The 16985-nt window shown below is 44.1% G+C and carries 17 protein-coding genes, 1 rRNA gene and 1 other RNA gene; 1 reads left to right on the plus strand and 18 read right to left on the minus strand.

Going from position 1 to position 16985, the window contains the following annotated elements; genetic code table 11:
* The 16 genes from AC1DWN_RS14255 to rpoE form a co-directional block, all read right to left on the minus strand.
* Positions 1-158 (minus strand): 16S ribosomal RNA (locus AC1DWN_RS14255); the annotation flags it as partial.
* A 287-nt stretch (positions 159-445) separates the two neighbouring features.
* Positions 446-709, minus strand: a complete 264-nt coding sequence (locus tag AC1DWN_RS14260) for a pro-sigmaK processing inhibitor BofA family protein (RefSeq protein WP_477559569.1) — start codon at positions 707-709, stop codon at positions 446-448.
* Entirely contained in the window at positions 706-954 is a 249-nt protein-coding gene (locus tag AC1DWN_RS14265; RefSeq protein ID WP_477559570.1) for a DUF2508 family protein, read from the minus strand. The genes AC1DWN_RS14260 and AC1DWN_RS14265 overlap by 4 nt, the downstream gene beginning before the upstream one ends.
* A gap of 150 nt (positions 955-1104) precedes the next feature.
* The gene (gene recR, locus AC1DWN_RS14270; RefSeq protein WP_477559571.1) at positions 1105-1704 is read right to left on the minus strand and encodes a recombination mediator RecR; all 600 of its coding nucleotides are present in this window, start codon (positions 1702-1704) and stop codon (positions 1105-1107) included.
* Between the two features lie 42 nt (positions 1705-1746).
* The gene (locus tag AC1DWN_RS14275) at positions 1747-2058 is read right to left on the minus strand and encodes a YbaB/EbfC family nucleoid-associated protein (protein ID WP_477559572.1); all 312 of its coding nucleotides are present in this window, start codon (positions 2056-2058) and stop codon (positions 1747-1749) included.
* Positions 2059-2082: 24 nt separating this feature from the next.
* Positions 2083-3894 carry a DNA polymerase III subunit gamma/tau gene (gene dnaX / locus AC1DWN_RS14280; protein ID WP_477559573.1) on the minus strand — a complete coding sequence of 604 codons (1812 nt, stop codon included), beginning with the start codon at positions 3892-3894 and terminating at the stop codon, positions 2083-2085.
* A gap of 326 nt (positions 3895-4220) precedes the next feature.
* Positions 4221-4488, minus strand: an RNA gene (ffs, locus tag AC1DWN_RS14285) — signal recognition particle sRNA large type.
* Between the two features lie 70 nt (positions 4489-4558).
* Positions 4559-4972, minus strand: a complete 414-nt coding sequence (locus AC1DWN_RS14290; protein ID WP_477559574.1) for a hypothetical protein — start codon at positions 4970-4972, stop codon at positions 4559-4561.
* A gap of 83 nt (positions 4973-5055) precedes the next feature.
* Positions 5056-5253, minus strand: coding sequence for a 50S ribosomal protein L31 (rpmE, locus tag AC1DWN_RS14295; protein ID WP_477559575.1), 198 nt, complete (start codon positions 5251-5253; stop codon positions 5056-5058).
* Between the two features lie 143 nt (positions 5254-5396).
* Positions 5397-6650 (minus strand): radical SAM family protein, encoded by a 1254-nt coding sequence (locus AC1DWN_RS14300; RefSeq protein WP_477559576.1) that lies wholly within the window; start codon positions 6648-6650, stop codon positions 5397-5399.
* 21 nt (positions 6651-6671) lie between these two features.
* Positions 6672-8012, minus strand: coding sequence for a transcription termination factor Rho (gene rho / locus AC1DWN_RS14305; RefSeq protein WP_477559577.1), 1341 nt, complete (start codon positions 8010-8012; stop codon positions 6672-6674).
* A gap of 126 nt (positions 8013-8138) precedes the next feature.
* Positions 8139-9401: a UDP-N-acetylglucosamine 1-carboxyvinyltransferase gene (locus AC1DWN_RS14310; RefSeq protein ID WP_477559578.1), complete on the minus strand. Its 1263-nt coding sequence runs from the start codon at positions 9399-9401 to the stop codon at positions 8139-8141.
* A 123-nt stretch (positions 9402-9524) separates the two neighbouring features.
* A complete protein-coding gene (locus AC1DWN_RS14315) occupies positions 9525-9791 on the minus strand; it encodes a class II fructose-bisphosphate aldolase (RefSeq protein ID WP_477559579.1) in 267 nt (88 codons plus the stop codon).
* Positions 9792-10020: 229 nt separating this feature from the next.
* Entirely contained in the window at positions 10021-10419 is a 399-nt protein-coding gene (locus AC1DWN_RS14320) for a response regulator (protein WP_477559580.1), read from the minus strand.
* A 159-nt stretch (positions 10420-10578) separates the two neighbouring features.
* Positions 10579-12180, minus strand: coding sequence for a CTP synthase (locus AC1DWN_RS14325; protein WP_477559581.1), 1602 nt, complete (start codon positions 12178-12180; stop codon positions 10579-10581).
* Positions 12181-12673: 493 nt separating this feature from the next.
* A complete protein-coding gene (gene rpoE, locus AC1DWN_RS14330) occupies positions 12674-13249 on the minus strand; it encodes a DNA-directed RNA polymerase subunit delta (protein WP_477559582.1) in 576 nt (191 codons plus the stop codon).
* Between the two features lie 358 nt (positions 13250-13607).
* Between rpoE and AC1DWN_RS14335 the strand changes: the two genes are divergently transcribed.
* A complete protein-coding gene (locus tag AC1DWN_RS14335; protein ID WP_477559583.1) occupies positions 13608-14741 on the plus strand; it encodes a S8 family peptidase in 1134 nt (377 codons plus the stop codon).
* A 31-nt stretch (positions 14742-14772) separates the two neighbouring features.
* Here the strand turns inward: AC1DWN_RS14335 and argS are convergent, their stop codons facing one another.
* Positions 14773-16452: an arginine--tRNA ligase gene (gene argS / locus AC1DWN_RS14340; RefSeq protein WP_477559584.1), complete on the minus strand. Its 1680-nt coding sequence runs from the start codon at positions 16450-16452 to the stop codon at positions 14773-14775.
* Positions 16452-16916, minus strand: a complete 465-nt coding sequence (locus AC1DWN_RS14345) for a YwiB family protein (protein ID WP_477559585.1) — start codon at positions 16914-16916, stop codon at positions 16452-16454. Before AC1DWN_RS14345 ends, argS begins: the two co-directional genes overlap by 1 nt.
* Positions 16917-16985 lie beyond the last annotated feature (69 nt).

Consider the following 16985-nt stretch of genomic DNA (forward strand, 5'->3'; position numbering starts at 1 on the left):
GAATGTTATCCCAGTCTTAAAGGCAGGTTACCCACGTGTTACTCACCCGTCCGCCGCTAACTTAATTGAAAGCAAGCTTTCAATTAAATCCGCTCGACTTGCATGTATTAGGCACGCCGCCAGCGTTCGTCCTGAGCCAGGATCAAACTCTCCAAATTGGTGTTTGACTTGCTCAATACTTTTTATCGCTTTTTCTAATGATCCGTTAGGATCTTTAGGGCAGTTTAATACTCGTTGTTCAGTTTTCAAAGAGCAATCTTTTTTTCGTTTGTCGCGGCTTGTCTCATCGGCGACTTTTATAATATATCACAGCTACCCAGTTTAATGCAAGTGTTTTTTTTATTTCTTTTTTTGAAGCATCTTCACTTACTCTTGGGGCGAGTTATAATGTAGCATATATTCTCTGCCTACGTCAACTTATTTATACAATCTTTTTAAAATAGATCTACACCACTACCCATTGAAGGCCTACGATTAATGCAATCCCCGGTACTCCCAGAGTTACAACTGTACCTATAGTAAAGGGATTTAGCGGAATATACATATCAGGCACTACTCCTGAGTAGTTCAATAAATACAACAAGGCCGCAGCTAATACGAGATGCAGTGCAAAGCCGCGCAACAAGCCCCACGACAATTTGTTGCGCAATATAACCGCTGCCAGCATGACTGAAGAAACGATAAAGAGCGCTAACCATACAGCTTTCATTCAATTACCCCTCTCCATGATGGCCATTTGACATTCATTTGTTTTGCCGAACGTAGCAGCATCTCATATCTTTTCTCAGCTGTGATGATCGCATGTACTGCAAAATCAATCTGATCTTTCCCAAGTGCATAATGAAAAAAACGGTTTGCGTTCTCCCACTGCTGATGCGCCTCAGCTATTTCCATTCGCAGACGTGTCATTTTATCTTCCTCATATAAAGCATCTATTTTCTTTTGTTTGTTCACATGCAGCCCTCCCGCTTGTCCTTAGCTTTCTTATATATTTATAAGCTGGGATCAAAGAATAGAACCGCAAATGCTATTAACTTATAGTTGRCCAGTTTTAAACAAAAAAAAGGCAGACCAGAAACAATCCTGGTCTACCTTCTTACTCAATCAATTCAATTCTCTTCTTCCCTCTAATGCTTTTGAAAGTGTAACTTCATCCGCATATTCGAGGTCTCCGCCGACAGGCAGTCCGTGCGCTATCCGAGTTACCCGTATACCAAAGGGTTTAATAAGCCGTGACAGATACATCGCTGTAGCTTCACCTTCAATGTTCGGGTTAGTAGCTAAAATAAGCTCCTGTACCCGTTCATCACTCAACCTTCTTAACAATTCGGCTATACGAATCTCATCGGGTCCAATACCTTCAATAGGAGATATCGCTCCCTGCAGCACATGATACTGCCCTTGGTAATCCTTCATCCGTTCCATGGCAACAAGATCCTTAGAATCTTGCACGACACATATAACAGATTGATCACGAGATTTGTCTTGGCAGATTCTGCATGGATCAGTATCGGTAATATTGCAGCAAACCGAGCAATAAAACAAATTTCGCTTAACGCTTACTAATGCTTTCGCAAAGTCGATAACGTCATCTTCCTTCATACGAAGCACATGAAACGCTAGACGAGCAGCTGTTTTTGGTCCAATGCCCGGCAAACGTGTAAAAGCGTCAATAAGCTTAGCTATCGGTTCGGGATAATACAAACAAGGTGCAGCTCCTTTCAAACACAGGCGAATGGACGCCTTTTAGAACAATCCTGGAATCTTCATGCCACCAGTGAATTTACCCATATCTTTATTCGCAAGCTCATCTACTTTAGTAAGAGCATCATTAACAGCAGTAAGCACAAGATCCTGCAGCATTTCTACATCTTCTGGATCTACAGCCTCAGGCTTAATCGTAATGCTAAGCAGCTTCTTATGTCCGTTAGCTGAAACAGTAACTACGCCGCCTCCAGCTGTACCTTCAACATTTTTTGTTTCTAGCTCTTCTTGTGCTTTCATCATTTGATCTTGCATTTTCTTCACTTGCTTCATCATTTGGTTCATATTATTCATTGAAAATCACCTCATCATTAGAATTTATTCGTTATCTTTCACAACAACTAATTCTTCACCAAAAAGCTTAACCGCTTCTTCCACCCAAACCGGACGCTTCTCCTTTACAGCTGGTCCGCCAACAGACTCGGGCTCAAGCTCCAGTGTCTCGCTCTTGTTAGCACCAGCACCCTCTACAGCCGCTTGCCAATCTTTGAGCATCACGGTCACAAGTCGAAGTGGCTTGCCGAGAACATCTTGTATAACTTTCTCAATGATATCTCTGTTCGCCTGTTTCTCCGTTGTCTCACGATGCATCGTGTTCTTAAAAGCAAGAAGTATGGCATCATCAATTGTAGAAACCGGCTCTCCATCCACTAACCAAGCATGAACTGTTATTTTAGCATCTTTTACACGCTGAAGCACTTCGCTCCATTTCATGCGTGATTGATTCGACTCAGCACTTCCTGCTGCTGCAGAATAAGCATCAAGTTTAACATTTGACCTCGAAATACCGCCTGAGCTTCCGCCAAATGAACTACGAACCGTACTGGTACTGCGTGTATTGGCTGCAGGTTGCTTGGTTGCCGCAGCACCCTCGCCAGCTGATAACCCAGTCTGTATCGCTTGTTCAAGCTTTTTCTCAAGCATTTCGACTTGTTGACGCAATCGATTTAATTCAGCAGACGGCGCTGCGCTTGAACCGGAAGAGGAAGCTCCTCCGCCTAAGCTTGAAGTATCGCCGGCAGAGCTTCCACCATTACCCTCACCTTCTCCAAGCGTACAAAGCTTCATTAGCGCAACCTCAAACAAAGTTTGAGGCTGTGATGCATGCTTTAATTCTACTTGATAGCGGTTGAGCGTATCAATCATGGCGAATAGTCTTTGCGAGCTGAATGACTCAGCCATTGTCCTAAATCGTTCAGGATCGACAACTCGTTCGGTTACTGCTCCGCCTTGCGGTGCCAACTTTAATACGAGTAAATCACGGAAATAGTAAATTAAGTTTTCCATGAGCTTATCCGCGCTCTTGCCGGCTTGCATGAGACTTTCGACTAGCGGCATAACAGCCGCCACACTTCGATCCTTGACTGCATCAGCCAGATCATAAAAATGATCAGCGGCCATACCGCCAGTCACATCAACTGCGGCATCAAGCGTAATGTTGTTGCCTGCAAACGAAGAGACCTGCTCAAGCAAACTAATCGCATCACGCATTCCACCTTCTGAGAGCCTTGCAATGTAGGCAATAGCATCCTCTTCAGCATGAATGCCTTCTTCTCGGCAAATCTTTAACAACTGCGCTGATTGTTCCTCAAGTGAAACCTGGCGAAAATCAAAACGCTGACAGCGTGAAATAATGGTCGCAGGCAGCTTATGTGGTTCAGTAGTTGCTAAGATGAAAATTACATGCCCCGGCGGCTCCTCTAACGTCTTGAGCAAGGCGTTAAATGCCTCAGCCGTAAGCATATGTACTTCATCTATAATATAAACCTTGAACCGTACTTCAGAAGGCGCGTATCTGACTTTATCACGAATGTCTCGAATTTCATCAATACCTCGATTAGATGCGGCATCGATTTCTATTACATCCATGATATTCCCCGCAGTAATGCCTCGACAAGCGTCGCATTCATTGCAAGGCTCAGTAGCCGGACCGCGTTCGCAGTTAACCGCTTTCGCTAAAATTTTCGCTGCGCTCGTCTTTCCGGTCCCTCGCGGCCCATTAAATAAATAAGCGTGCGACACGCGCTGTTCGCGAATTGCGTTTTGCAGGGTTTGGATAATATGCTGTTGACCAACCATATCCTGAAACGTCTGCGGACGCCAGGCTCGATATAAAGCGATATGTGACACGCGGACCTTTCCTTTCGACTTGCTGATTGAATGTAAATAAAGATCTTCTGTATCCCCTATTATACAACAACTGTGTTGCAAGCGTAAACGGCTGTCGCCGTCCTTGGCGGCTAAGCTCGTTTCGCGTTGGTTATATAGAAATGGATAAGCGTGAAACTTATACATTCTATATAACCAAGCAAAACTTTCTTTTGATCGACTTTTTGTATGAAGGTATAGAATGGCAAACAAAAACACCTGCAACCGCTATTTCCGACTAAAAAATCGAACAGCGACCACAGGTGCAGCATTTATTGTCATTCATTTAATTAAAAACTTAGATAGTACCGTGCACCTGTCGTTGATTAATGCGACCCAGGCGACATCCTTGCACTACAGCTCGAGTCAGGCACTCCTCCGGCACATGAACTAATTTGCTTATGGCTGCTTCCTTCCGGACCTGACCCGTTCACAAACGTTCATTGCGGAGGACCCAACTGTCAACACTGCTCACAAGTGCCAAGACCCCACATCAGCATAACCTAAAACAGGAATTCAACCTCGCTACAGCGGACTGCGAGTTACAGGGCACCGCTACCTCCCCGTCTAGCACGGCAAAAATAAGTATAGCCGATTCTGACCTAAAGCGCAACTCGTGTATCATGGTGAAATATATGGATGATGCTTATTTTCTTGTTTCTACGTGCACATTATAGCGTGGCATATTATATTGCACAACGGATTGAGCCTTTAATTGCAACTTCTCCATCTCCGCATCGGTTAAGCTTTTTTTCACTTTCAAGTTAACATGCATTTCGGATCCGTTGATGATAATTTGCGATTGCTCGATACCATCAATAGGTTTAAGCACTTGCTCTACAAAGTTGTTATCTGTATTGTAATTTTGCGTTGAATTCCGTTTCAGCAGGTTTGGATTGCTATTGGAATAGCCCATGTAGCCGTCATTGTGATACGACTTTGACTTCATGGATGATTGATTGCCACAACCACCAACGATCAGCCCAAACATGCATATCATCGTGACCGACAGCCAAACCCACCTGCGACTTTTATAAGAAACGGCCTGTTTATTAAGCAACAAAAAAACCTCCCTTCTATCCAATAGGATGGCTGAGGGAGGTTCTTGTATTCTGCCAAATAAAGGCGGAACGATTTGTAGTATTAGATACCGTATTTCTTCTTGAAACGATCGACGCGGCCGCCGGCATCCAGGAACTTTTGCTTACCCGTGTAGAATGGGTGGCATTGGGAGCAAACCTCTACGCGAAGACTCGATTTAATCGAACCAGTCTCGAAAGAATTGCCACAAGCGCAAGTAGCTGTAATGACGTGGTATGTCGGATGAATACCTTGTTTCATCTCGTTTTCCTCCTTTTGCCCTGAGTCACATGCGGTCCCAGAGTTAAATCATACAACTTGGATTATAGCATGAACTGATTTAACGTTGCAATGAATAATCACTCATATACAAATATTAACGAAACTTACTACTTTTAAGCTTCCTATTTGAGCAAAGCCRCAGGCGGCACATGCGTATAAGAACCAATTACAACATCAGGAAGCTCTTCACGGAAAATTTCTAGCATTTGCTTCATTCCGTAAATTTCTCCTTGCGCCTTAGGAATAATGGCCAAGTAGCTCTCCGGATCAATATTTAGATTCCGCATTTGGATAAGCTTCAGACCTGTCCGCTTCACAAAACCAATCATGGCTTCGATCTCTTCTTCACGGTCCGTAACACCGGGGAATATCAAATAATTAATCGATGTGTATACCCCTTTATCCGTTGCATATCTTAGTGACTTCTCAACATTTTGCAGATTATAACCGCGCGGCTTGTAGTAGGCATTGTAATGATCATCGAGCGCACTTATGGTACTAACCCGCATGAGATTAAGACCTGCATCGACAATAGCACGCATAAAATCAGTCAACCCGGCATTTGTGTTGATGTTGATATAACCTAGTGATGTTTGGCTTCGTACGCGGCGCATCGCTTCGACAATGATTTTGGCTTGTGTCGACGGTTCGCCTTCACAGCCTTGACCAAAGCTTATAATCGATTCCGGCTCACGTAAGTGCTCCATCATAATTTCAACGATTTCATCAACAGTAGGCTTAAAGTTCATCCTTGTCTGAGGGGCTACGAATCCACTGTCATCCGGTTGCTCGGATATACATCCGAAGCAGCCTGCATTACAGGAGTAGGATACTGGCACACCGCCCTCCCAGCGACCCAAGAAGGTATTAGACGAGGTTAAGCATTCATAGCCTAACGCACAGTTTGATAAATGCTTGTACAAACGGTTTTCCGGGTACTTGGCAAGTATACGTTCAACCTGTATACCCAGCTCTCCACGGTCGCAGTTAAGCGGATCCCATCTCTCTGGGTTATCTGTTTGCTCTGCAGTTACATAAAAGTTGCCGTCTTTCCACACAACAGCTGTATAACCAAATAGCGGCAGCTTCTCATTCTTATCCGCTTTGACATAGCCAGGCAGACAAAGACGAGTATAGCCCTGAGGCATTAACGCGCCTACAGCTTGCACTTCGCCTGGCATTACTTGCATCTCACCAGTATCCGGGTTTAGCCCGATTGGTCTTGTGAAGGGCAGGCTGACGAGGGTAGCCCCGTGCGGCAGAGGAATTAATTCATCCTCCATAATTTCAACGATCATATCACCGCTTCGTCCTAAAGCAACAAAATCGGGATGGTCAAATACATTTCCCTGTTCATCCGCATATACGAGATTCATGTTGTTCTCCTTCCTGCGGTCTTACGATCCGTGCGTCGTTCTTGGCGTTGGACGCCGATTAGTCGTCGGACTGTTTGTGTTTGATTTGATGCCGGACCGCTCCGGCTTTATTGGAACTGAAGTATCAAGTGACATAAGGAACTGTTCATTATTATCGCTGTCAGCCAGCTTTTTCAAGAAATTATCGACATAATCAGGCGTATCCGTCATATTTCTGCGTATAGCCCATACTTTATCCAGCTCTTCCTTCGTAAGCAGCATCTCTTCTCGACGCGTCCCTGATCTGCGCAAGTCAAGCGCAGGGAAAATACGTCGTTCCGAAAGCTTCCGATCGAGGTGCAGCTCCATATTTCCCGTACCTTTAAATTCTTCATAAATAATATCATCCATACGAGATCCCGTCTCGATCAATGCGGTTGCCAAGATCGTTAAGCTGCCGCCTTCTTCGATATTACGAGCGGAACCAAAAAACCGCTTCGGACGATGGAATGCCGCAGGATCAATACCGCCGCTAAGCGTTCTTCCAGATGGAGGAATAACCAAATTATAAGCCCGCGCAAGACGAGTGATACTATCCATTAAAATAACAACGTCCTTCTTATGCTCAACAAGACGAAGTGCTCTCTCAAGGACTAGTTCAGTTACTTTAATATGATTTTCAGGCAGCTCATCAAAAGTAGAGGCTATTACCTCACCCTTAACCGAGCGCTGCATATCCGTTACTTCCTCCGGCCGCTCATCAATAAGCAATACAAACAGCTTAATATCAGGACGATTCTCAGCGATACTATKTGCAATTTCTTTAAGCAAAAGAGTTTTACCGGTTTTCGGCGGCGCAACGATCAATCCCCGTTGACCAAGACCTACAGGCGCGAGTAAATCCATCATTCGTGTAGAAAGCTTCGACTTCGTTGTTTCAAGCACTAGTTTCTTATCTGGATAGAGAGGAGTAAGGGCAGGGAAATGGAGTCTTTCTGAGGCCGTATCTGGGTTTTCACCATTGACAGCATTAACTTGCAGCAATCCAAAATAGCGTTCATTCTCTTTAGGAGGTCTGCATTTACCTGACACAAGATCGCCGCTGCGCAAATCAAATCTGCGAATTTGGGAGGCAGAAATATAAATATCTTCTTTGCTTGGTAAATAGTTAATAGGCCGCAAAAACCCGAAACCTTCAGGTAAAATATCAAGAACGCCTTCCATAAACATGAGGCCGCTCTTCTCCGCCTGCGCACGCAGTATAGCGAATATTAATTCTTTCTTCTTCAACGTGCCATAATAAGCGATTTGAAATTGCTTCGCTAATTTGTATAAATCCGTTAACTTCAATTCTTCTAGATCCGCGATCTGAAGATCTGTCATATTCTCACCACTTTATTCAGTTTTCATTAGGAGATTGTTTGTCATAGAAAAAGCTCACACACTTGATTAACCATCATTGCCGAATTAAACGCCATCTATTCCCAGGTGGCGTTATCCGCGTTTGTCTTATTCATTAGAATCTATTTCACGCCAAACTTCCGCGCCTAACAGACATAAATTTTCAACTAAATTATCATAACCTCGATCAATATACTCAACATTCGATATTTCAGTGACACCTTCTTCAACCGTTAATGCTGCTACTACAAGCGCTGCTCCAGCACGTAAATCCGCAGCCTTCACCTTAGCGGCATTTAACTTTCCACCCTCAATAATTGCCGAACGGCCTTCAACACGAATATTAGCACCCATCCGAGCTAGTTCAGGTACATGCTTAAAACGAGTACCATACACATAATCAGTCAAAATACTAACGCCTTCCGCCTGCGTAAGCAAACTCGTCATTGGAGATTGTAAATCAGTAGGCAATCCAGGATACACCAATGCTTTCACATCAATAGATGAATAATTGGGCCCTCCGATAATTCGAATGGATTCATCCATTTCAATAACTTCTATGCCCATTTCAATCAGCTTAGCAGTCATTGCTTCCAAATGTTTCGGAATCACATTATCAATAAGGACATTACCACGAGTTGCAGCGGCCGCAATCATATATGTGCCTGCTTGAATACGATCAGGAATAATGGAATGACGGCAACCGTGCAACCGTTCGACCCCTTCAATTCGAATCGTTTCAGTTCCGGCACCTTTAATTTTCGCGCCCATGGCATTAAGGAGAGTAGCAACATCTATAATCTCAGGCTCTTTTGCCGCATTTTCGATAACTGTTAACCCCTGAGCCCTTGAGGCAGCAAGCATAATGTTGATAGTTGCTCCGACACTTGCAACGTCCAGATAAATCTTTGCTCCGCGCAATTGTTTCGCGGAAATTTTCATCGAACCATGCTCATTAGTTACCGTGGCGCCCAATGCTTCAAACCCTTTAATATGTTGATCAATCGGTCTTGGTTCGAAGTTACAGCCTCCTGGCAGCCCAATTGTTGCTTCCCCGAATCTTCCTAGCATAGCACCCATCAGGTAATACGATGCACGCAGCAGCTTTACTTTTCCATTAGGCATTGGCTTCGAGCATAGCCCAGAAGGATCAATGCGCATCATATCGCCATCTCGCTTCACAACAGCGCCAAGGTCTTGCAAAATTTCACTATAAATAGCTACATCACTAATCATAGGTAGATTGTCTAAAATCACTTCTGACTCTGCCAATATTGCTGCCGGTACAAGAGCAACTGCACTGTTCTTTGCACCGCTAATTTGAACGGTCCCATTCAGCGGCCGTCCTCCGCGTATCATCAATTTCTCCATCTAATTAGTGTTCCTCCCGTGAGTTGGAAGAGAATAAAGGAAAAACCGCCATGTCAAGCGTAAACGGCATACACCATTCCCACTCTCTGTTATAAGGCGGTTTATCTTCCCTTGCTCTTATTGTTACGCTTGGTTGTTACTTCCGAACAAGCGGATTCTTTCTTGAATAACAGCCTTCATCGCTTGGCGTGCAGGAATTACATCAGTGAACGCGATACCCATATAATTCGAGGCGCCTTCGCTAACTCCATATACAAAAGGGGAGTTTTCTTCCGTTGCGGCTTCAACCGTTGCCTGTGCAAACTCCAGGTTGTTCATATTGAACTCACCTACAGTAAACTTGTTAGCTTTTGCTCTTGGCAAAATTGCATTCATAGAAACTAACGGCATAGTTGTCTTTCCTCCTATATGTTAACCATCGTTCAACAAGCCCGACTTATCATTCTGAGTTATTATAACATAACGCACGTTGAAAAAGTAAAGCTTGTTTTACTGCTGCAATGCTCAAAGATCAGCGTTTAAGACGGTTCTATAACAAATAGTTCACTAATCCTAAGCCCCTTAAATAAAAACAGCACCGTCTCTGTAAGCAAGCGACGATGCCATTTGAAAGTAAAAGTTAGGAACCAATTGCAAATCTACTCGTAGAATTACCGCCTTGCAGCTGCATATTCACAGCTATTCGCATCTCATCGATATCAAAAGGCTTTGTGAAATGCATGAGCGCGCCTAGGTCAGTAGCTTCCTTAATCATATCTAATTCACCATATGCGGTCATCATGATGACTTTAATGCTGCGATCGATCGCTTTCACATGCTTTAAAATTTCCAAGCCATCCATACCAGGAATTTTCATGTCCAGTAATAGGAGATCAGGAGCATCGTTTTTGACGATTTCTAAAGCAAGCTTGCCATTAGAAGCCTGAAACGTGTTGTAGCCTTCACTACTGAAAACTTCCATCAACAATACACGAATACCGTTCTGATCATCGACAATCAATACTTTCTTCTTCTCCAACTCCAACTACCCCCCGCGACTGAGCCATACCAACAAAATTGGCCAGCCCTTCCATAATAGTTAATATATTCGCTAAAGTGAATATATTATCCTGCTGGTAGTTGGAAAAAGTTATCGGAATTTGTTAAAGAATATGCCATGGGCATAAAGCATTGTTTATTACTTAGAATAGTTAAGTGCAGCTTCGACAAATCCACGGAACAAAGGCTGCGGACGATTTGGTCTAGATGTGAATTCCGGATGGAATTGCACCGCTAAGAACCAAGGATGATTAGGCATTTCTACCATCTCGACTAAACGTCCATCTGGTGAAGTGCCCGATATTTTCAAGCCAGCAGACTCGATTACTTCACGGTACTCATTATTGAACTCATACCGATGACGATGGCGTTCATACACAAGCTCATCATTATATGATCTCTCAGCCAATGAACCTGGAGTTAACTTACAAGGGTAAAGCCCAAGGCGCATCGTGCCACCCATATCTTCAATGTCCTTCTGATCCGGCAAGAGGTCGATAACCGGGTACGCTGTGGACGGATTAATTTCTGAACTGTTTGCATTAGCTAGTCCCACTACATTACGTGCATATTCAATAACAGCAACTTGCATACCTAGGCAAATACCGAAGAATGGAATATTTTGTTCGCGAGCATATTTAATTGCTGTAATCTTACCTTCAATACCGCGATCACCGAATCCGCCCGGAACAAGAATACCTTGAATGCCTTTAAGTTGTTCTGCAATGTTGTCATCTGTTAGGTCTTCTGCATGAACCCAGCGTATTTTAACTACCGAATCAGCAGCTATACCGGCATGTTCCAACGACTCCACAATACTAAGGTAAGCATCATGAAGCGCAACATATTTACCGACAATCGCAATCTCAGTCGTTTTATGAAGCGACTTAACGCGTTGAACCAGTGCTTCCCATTCACGCATATCCGGCTGTTCTGTAGTCAGCTTCAAATGGTTGACTACGATTTCATCAAGGCCCTCTTCACGAAGCATTAGTGGCACTTCATATAGGGTTGAAGCATCACGGCATTCCACAACCGCATTTGCATCGATATCGCAAAATAGGCCGATCTTCCGTTTCAAGTCATCAGCAAGAGGATGCTCAGTACGACAAACGATAACATTTGGTTGAATACCGATGCTGCGTAATTCCTTAACACTATGCTGCGTAGGTTTTGTTTTCACTTCACCAGCAGCTTTGATATAAGGAATAAGCGTAACGTGAATGTACATAACATTATCACGTCCGATATCGCTTTTAATTTGGCGAATCGCTTCTAGAAACGGCAAACTCTCGATATCGCCGACAGTGCCTCCGATTTCTGTAATAACTACATCGGAACCCGCTTCTTTGCCAGCGCGGAATACACGCTCTTTAATTTCGTTTGTAATATGCGGAATCACTTGGACTGTACCGCCAAGATAATCACCGCGACGTTCTTTTGTAATAACGTTCGAATAAATTTTTCCTGAAGTCACATTGTTATTCTTCGATAGGTTAATATCGATGAAACGCTCATAGTGACCAAGATCCAAATCCGTTTCCGCTCCGTCATCTGTAACAAATACTTCGCCGTGCTGGTATGGACTCATCGTTCCCGGGTCCACGTTAATGTATGGATCAAATTTTTGAATAGTTACTTTGAGACCTCTGTTCTTAAGCAATCTTCCGAGCGAGGCAGCTGTAATCCCTTTGCCCAAGGACGACACTACGCCGCCGGTTACAAATATATATTTGGTCACTGTGATGATACCCTCCAAGCCCTTATGGTTAATATTTAGGTTTGCCCATTTACTCGATAAACATGGATGCAGATACACTCTACATATCCATCCAGTTTGTGGGAATACATCCTACAGATCTATCCCTCACAAACAAAAAAAGTGACACCCGTAGTTACGGGGCACTTTTCCGTTTGGCATATATAAAAATATAAGAAAGTATAAGTATCGTACTTATACTCTTCTTATATTTAAGCGCGTAACAAGTCTTTGCTGCCCAAAGTGCGCTGCTAGCCGTTTACGCTTGTATGCGTTATTTGTTAACCGATTCTTAAGCCCATGAGATAGTTTACTCTGACCGTATAGGACCTGTCAAGCTAAACTGGGCATGACATTGTTCGTACGTAAGCGCAAAGAGCTCATACAGCCTTATGGACTCACGACACGATTTAAAAAGTATAGATTCATCCAAGATTTAAATAGAGTGGAATGAATGGTTATGCATTCCTTTTAACTACTTGTCATCATCTTCATCTTCGTCATCGAAATCTTCGTCACTATCTGAATCGTCATCGTCTACTGAAGTCAGATCACCATCGACTTCTTCCTCATCGATTTCTTCATCATCAATAACGACTTCTTCATCGACTTCTTCTTCCGCTTCTGCTTCTTCAAACTCTTCACGGTCTTCGTCGAATACGTCGTAGTCTTCTTCAGCTGCGTAAGTATCCTCTTCCTCGTCCAGTCCATCATCATCATCTAAATCATCATCATCATTGATGATACGAGTACGCTTCGCATTACCTACAGGATCCTCGGAACGCTCAACTGGATACCAGCGCTTCAATCCCCACATGTTACTTCCCATGCATGCAAAACGACCATCAATGTTGATCTCTGTGTACACCTGAGCGATAAATTGATTAATTCCGTCTGCGGAAAGACCGCGTATCTTAGCGATCTCCATCATTAGATCGCGATAATAATAAGGCGTATTAGCCGCTTTCAGCACCTCAAAGGCCAAATCGACCATAGGCATTTCCTTAATACGTTCAGGATCCAGCTTTAAAGTAAAATTGCTGCTGCTCATATGGACACATCCTCTCTTACCAATCTATTTATATAGCCGTTTACGTTAGTCAAAGTATAGTAAAACCTATTTCATGCAAAAAAGCAAGCGCCCCTCGAACCCTCTTCATAGCTTGGACTAAAATGCAAAAAGCGAAAGGATTATCCCTCCGCCTTGACTGTATCCAACCGGCCGCCAAACAATGTTTCGAATCTTGGACGTAAGAGCCCCTGAGAACTCTTTGTTCATACTATGTCCAGTATTCATTTTTGACACGGATTTATGCCTAATTATATGAAAAAAGGCAAGTTGCTCATGCAGTCGAAGTCATTCATTCATACAATAGTTCAGCATCGTCCGTCGGGAGGGGAAGCCAAAATTGGACACCACCGCTTTTATCCGCTTATTGCAGGATACGATGGCTGGTACGGACATAGCGAGATCAAAGCGAATTATTCGCTTTCAGTATGTGAGCGACTACAAACGCTTCCTTAAGCAACTGTCAGAAGTCCCTTCGTCGTCACCTTTAAAGATCATTAGAAAAATACCGATTATTCAAGGCATTTCTTGCTGGCTGCCGGACAAGGAAACACTTGAGTACTTCTCAGAAAGCTTATCATTTGAGAAGGATTGCCAAATCAGTGTGAATGCCTCTACGCAGAAATCAATATCAGTAGAAAAAGGAATACCTTGGGGCGTCAATCAGATTAAGGCTCCGCTTGCGTGGAGCACTACAACTGGTCATCGCATAAAAGTCGGTGTCATTGACACAGGTGTCGATTTTAGTCATCCTGATTTGCGCCACTCACTGTCGCGCGGTATTAATTTGCTCAATCGCAGTATTTATCCGTATGACGACAATGGGCATGGAACGCATATTGCTGGCACCATTGCTGCCGCTAACCAGCCTCAAGGAATGATCGGTGTCGCTCCTCGTGCGATCATCTCACCGATCAAAGCATTCGACCAGAACGGAAGCGCTTATGTATCCGACATTATTCTCGGTATCGAATGGTGTATAAGAAACCAAATAAATGTCATAAACATGAGCTTTGGTATGCGCACCAAAAGCAAAGCACTGCTAGGCGCCGTAGTGAATGCGTATAATGCCGGTATCATTATCGTCGCGTCCTCAGGAAACGACGGGAAACGACGTTCGGTTGATTATCCTGCACGTTATCCGCAAACGATATCTGTTGGTGCCACAACGAAGCTTCGGCGCGTTGCGCCTTTTAGCAATCGCGGCACATTCATTGATGTTTATGCGCCCGGTGACAAAATCACCTCCGCATGGCTTAGAGGCAAATATCATGAGATGAGCGGAACCTCAATGGCAACCTCGCATGTTAGCGGAGCCATTGCGCTCATGCTGTCCGAGAAGCCAGGTCTTTCTCCAACTGAAATAAAGTCGATTATAAAACGCTCCATTCAGCCGCTTAGAGGCAACAAAGCTCGCCGAATAATCGGTGAGCTTGACGTGATGCGTATGCTGCAAGCCGTGGGTAAGCTTTAAGCCCTCGGCTTTCTTTTGATTATTCTAAAGCTTACATGCGATCAGGCGCTGATACGCCCATCAGACGCAATACATTAGCTAGTGATATGCGAACAGCAGTAAGGAGCGCTAAGCGAGCCTGTGTCTGCTCAGCATCTTCTGTAATAACACGTTCTGCTCTATAGTAGCTGTGGAACTGCGAAGCCAGCTCATATAGATAACGAATAAGACGATGCGGCGCATATAGCGCAGCGGCCTCGGAAATTTCTTGCGGAAGCTCTCCGACTTTGCGCAAAATATCGAACTCTGCTTCTGTGCTAAGCTTGCTGAAATCAATTTTATCTAACGAATCCAGAACGACACCTTGCTCCTCTGCCTGTCTGAATATGCTGCAAATACGCGCATGCGCGTACTGCACATAAAATACCGGGTTTTCATTAGATGTTGAAATAGCCAAATCCATATCAAAATCAAGATGAGAATCCATGCTGCGCATCGTGAAGAAATAACGAATAGCATCCACGCCCACTTCATCCATTAGATCCTGCATCGTTACTGCTTTACCAGTACGCTTCGACATTTTCATTTTCTCGCCGTTTTGGAACAAGCTGACCATTTGAGCAATTAGAACCGTCAATTTAGCCGGATCATTTCCAAGAGCTTCCATCGCTGCCTTAACACGTGGAATATATCCATGATGATCAGCCCCCCAAATGTTGATCATTTGATCATATCCACGGCTGTACTTATCCCGATGATATGCGATATCAGGTGTCAAATACGTATATGATCCGTCATTTTTCACCAGAACGCGGTTTTTGTCATCACCGAATGTCGTAGTGGACAACCAAGTTGCCCCTTCCTCCTCATATACATGACCTGTAGCTTTGAGTGCTTCAAGGCCCTGTTCTACTAAACCGCTCTCATAGAGTGAGGTTTCACTGTACCAGACGTCAAAAGGTGCACGGAAGCGTCCTAAATCACGCTTGATTTTGTCTAATTCCCGCTCCAAGCCGAATTGACGGAAAAACGTGAAGCGCTCCTCGTCAGGCAGTTCGAGCAGTTTATCTCCCTCTTGTTCAACAAGCAGCTTCGCGAATCCAATGATATCCTCGCCATAATAGCCATCTGCCGGCATTTCTGCAGATTGTCCGAGCGCTTGACGATACCGTGCTTCAATAGACACAGCTAGGTTCTCTACCTGCTTACCAGCATCATTGATGTAATATTCCCGTGTTACTTGGAATCCTGCATAATCTAGTACATTGCACAAAGCATCGCCAACCGCAGCTCCCCGAGCATGCCCAAGATGAAGGCTTCCCGTAGGATTGGCGCTTACGTACTCTACCTGAACGCTCTTCCCATCACCTGCATTGGTTCTACCATAGTCTTCTCCTGCTTTAATCGCTTCAATGACAACAGGATAGAGATAGCTTTTGTCGAGTGTAAAGTTAATAAACCCTGGACCTGCTATTTCAGCAGATTCTATAGATGCTTTCTTATTATCTAAGTGAGCGATAATTGCTTCTGCGATTTGCTTCGGATTGCGCTTAGCGATTTTCGTTAACTGCATGGCCGCATTAGTAGCTAAATCGCCATGAGTCTTATCCTTAGGCACCTCTAGCACAATGGCTGGAAGTTCCTCTTGTGTAGCTAGACCAGCAGAAACAACAGATTCAGCGATTGCTGATCTAACCTTCTCATACATCGTATCGAGTACATTGGTATTCATTAATTTAGTTCCTCCTGTATATGGAGCCGAATATGAAACCGGCCCGACAATTGTTCACCAACAAACATTTCATACTGCCACTCTATAGTGAAGGGCAGCCTTGACGGCAAGTCTGCAGCTCCACCTGCTGCTTCATTTGCTTTTTGCAACGAAAGCATTGACGTAACTGTCTCGAGCGGGAAGTTCGTCACAGCCGAGCGATAATGCCCTTCTCGCCGTTGCCCAGGTGTGAACAGCTGTTCCAATTCAATAGCACCGCGCCGTACTATAGACAGCTCCTCCGGTCGGTATCGAATGATTGTACGCACCTCGCCGGACTTTGCATCACCTTCCACAGCCTGTTCTGTGTAACGAATGAAGATCGATCGTTCCTTACGAAACCATTCACCCTCATAGGCGTGGGTAGTTGAGTCACCATCCAGCACACTTTCAAGTATGATTTTCACGTTTCTGTTTTCTTCCATAGCCTTGCTCCTGTTTTCAGTCTAATCGTAATCTTATGTAACTACTATATACAGGTAGCATCCTAATTT

The organism is Paenibacillus sp. P4_A7 (genome assembly GCF_056402455.1).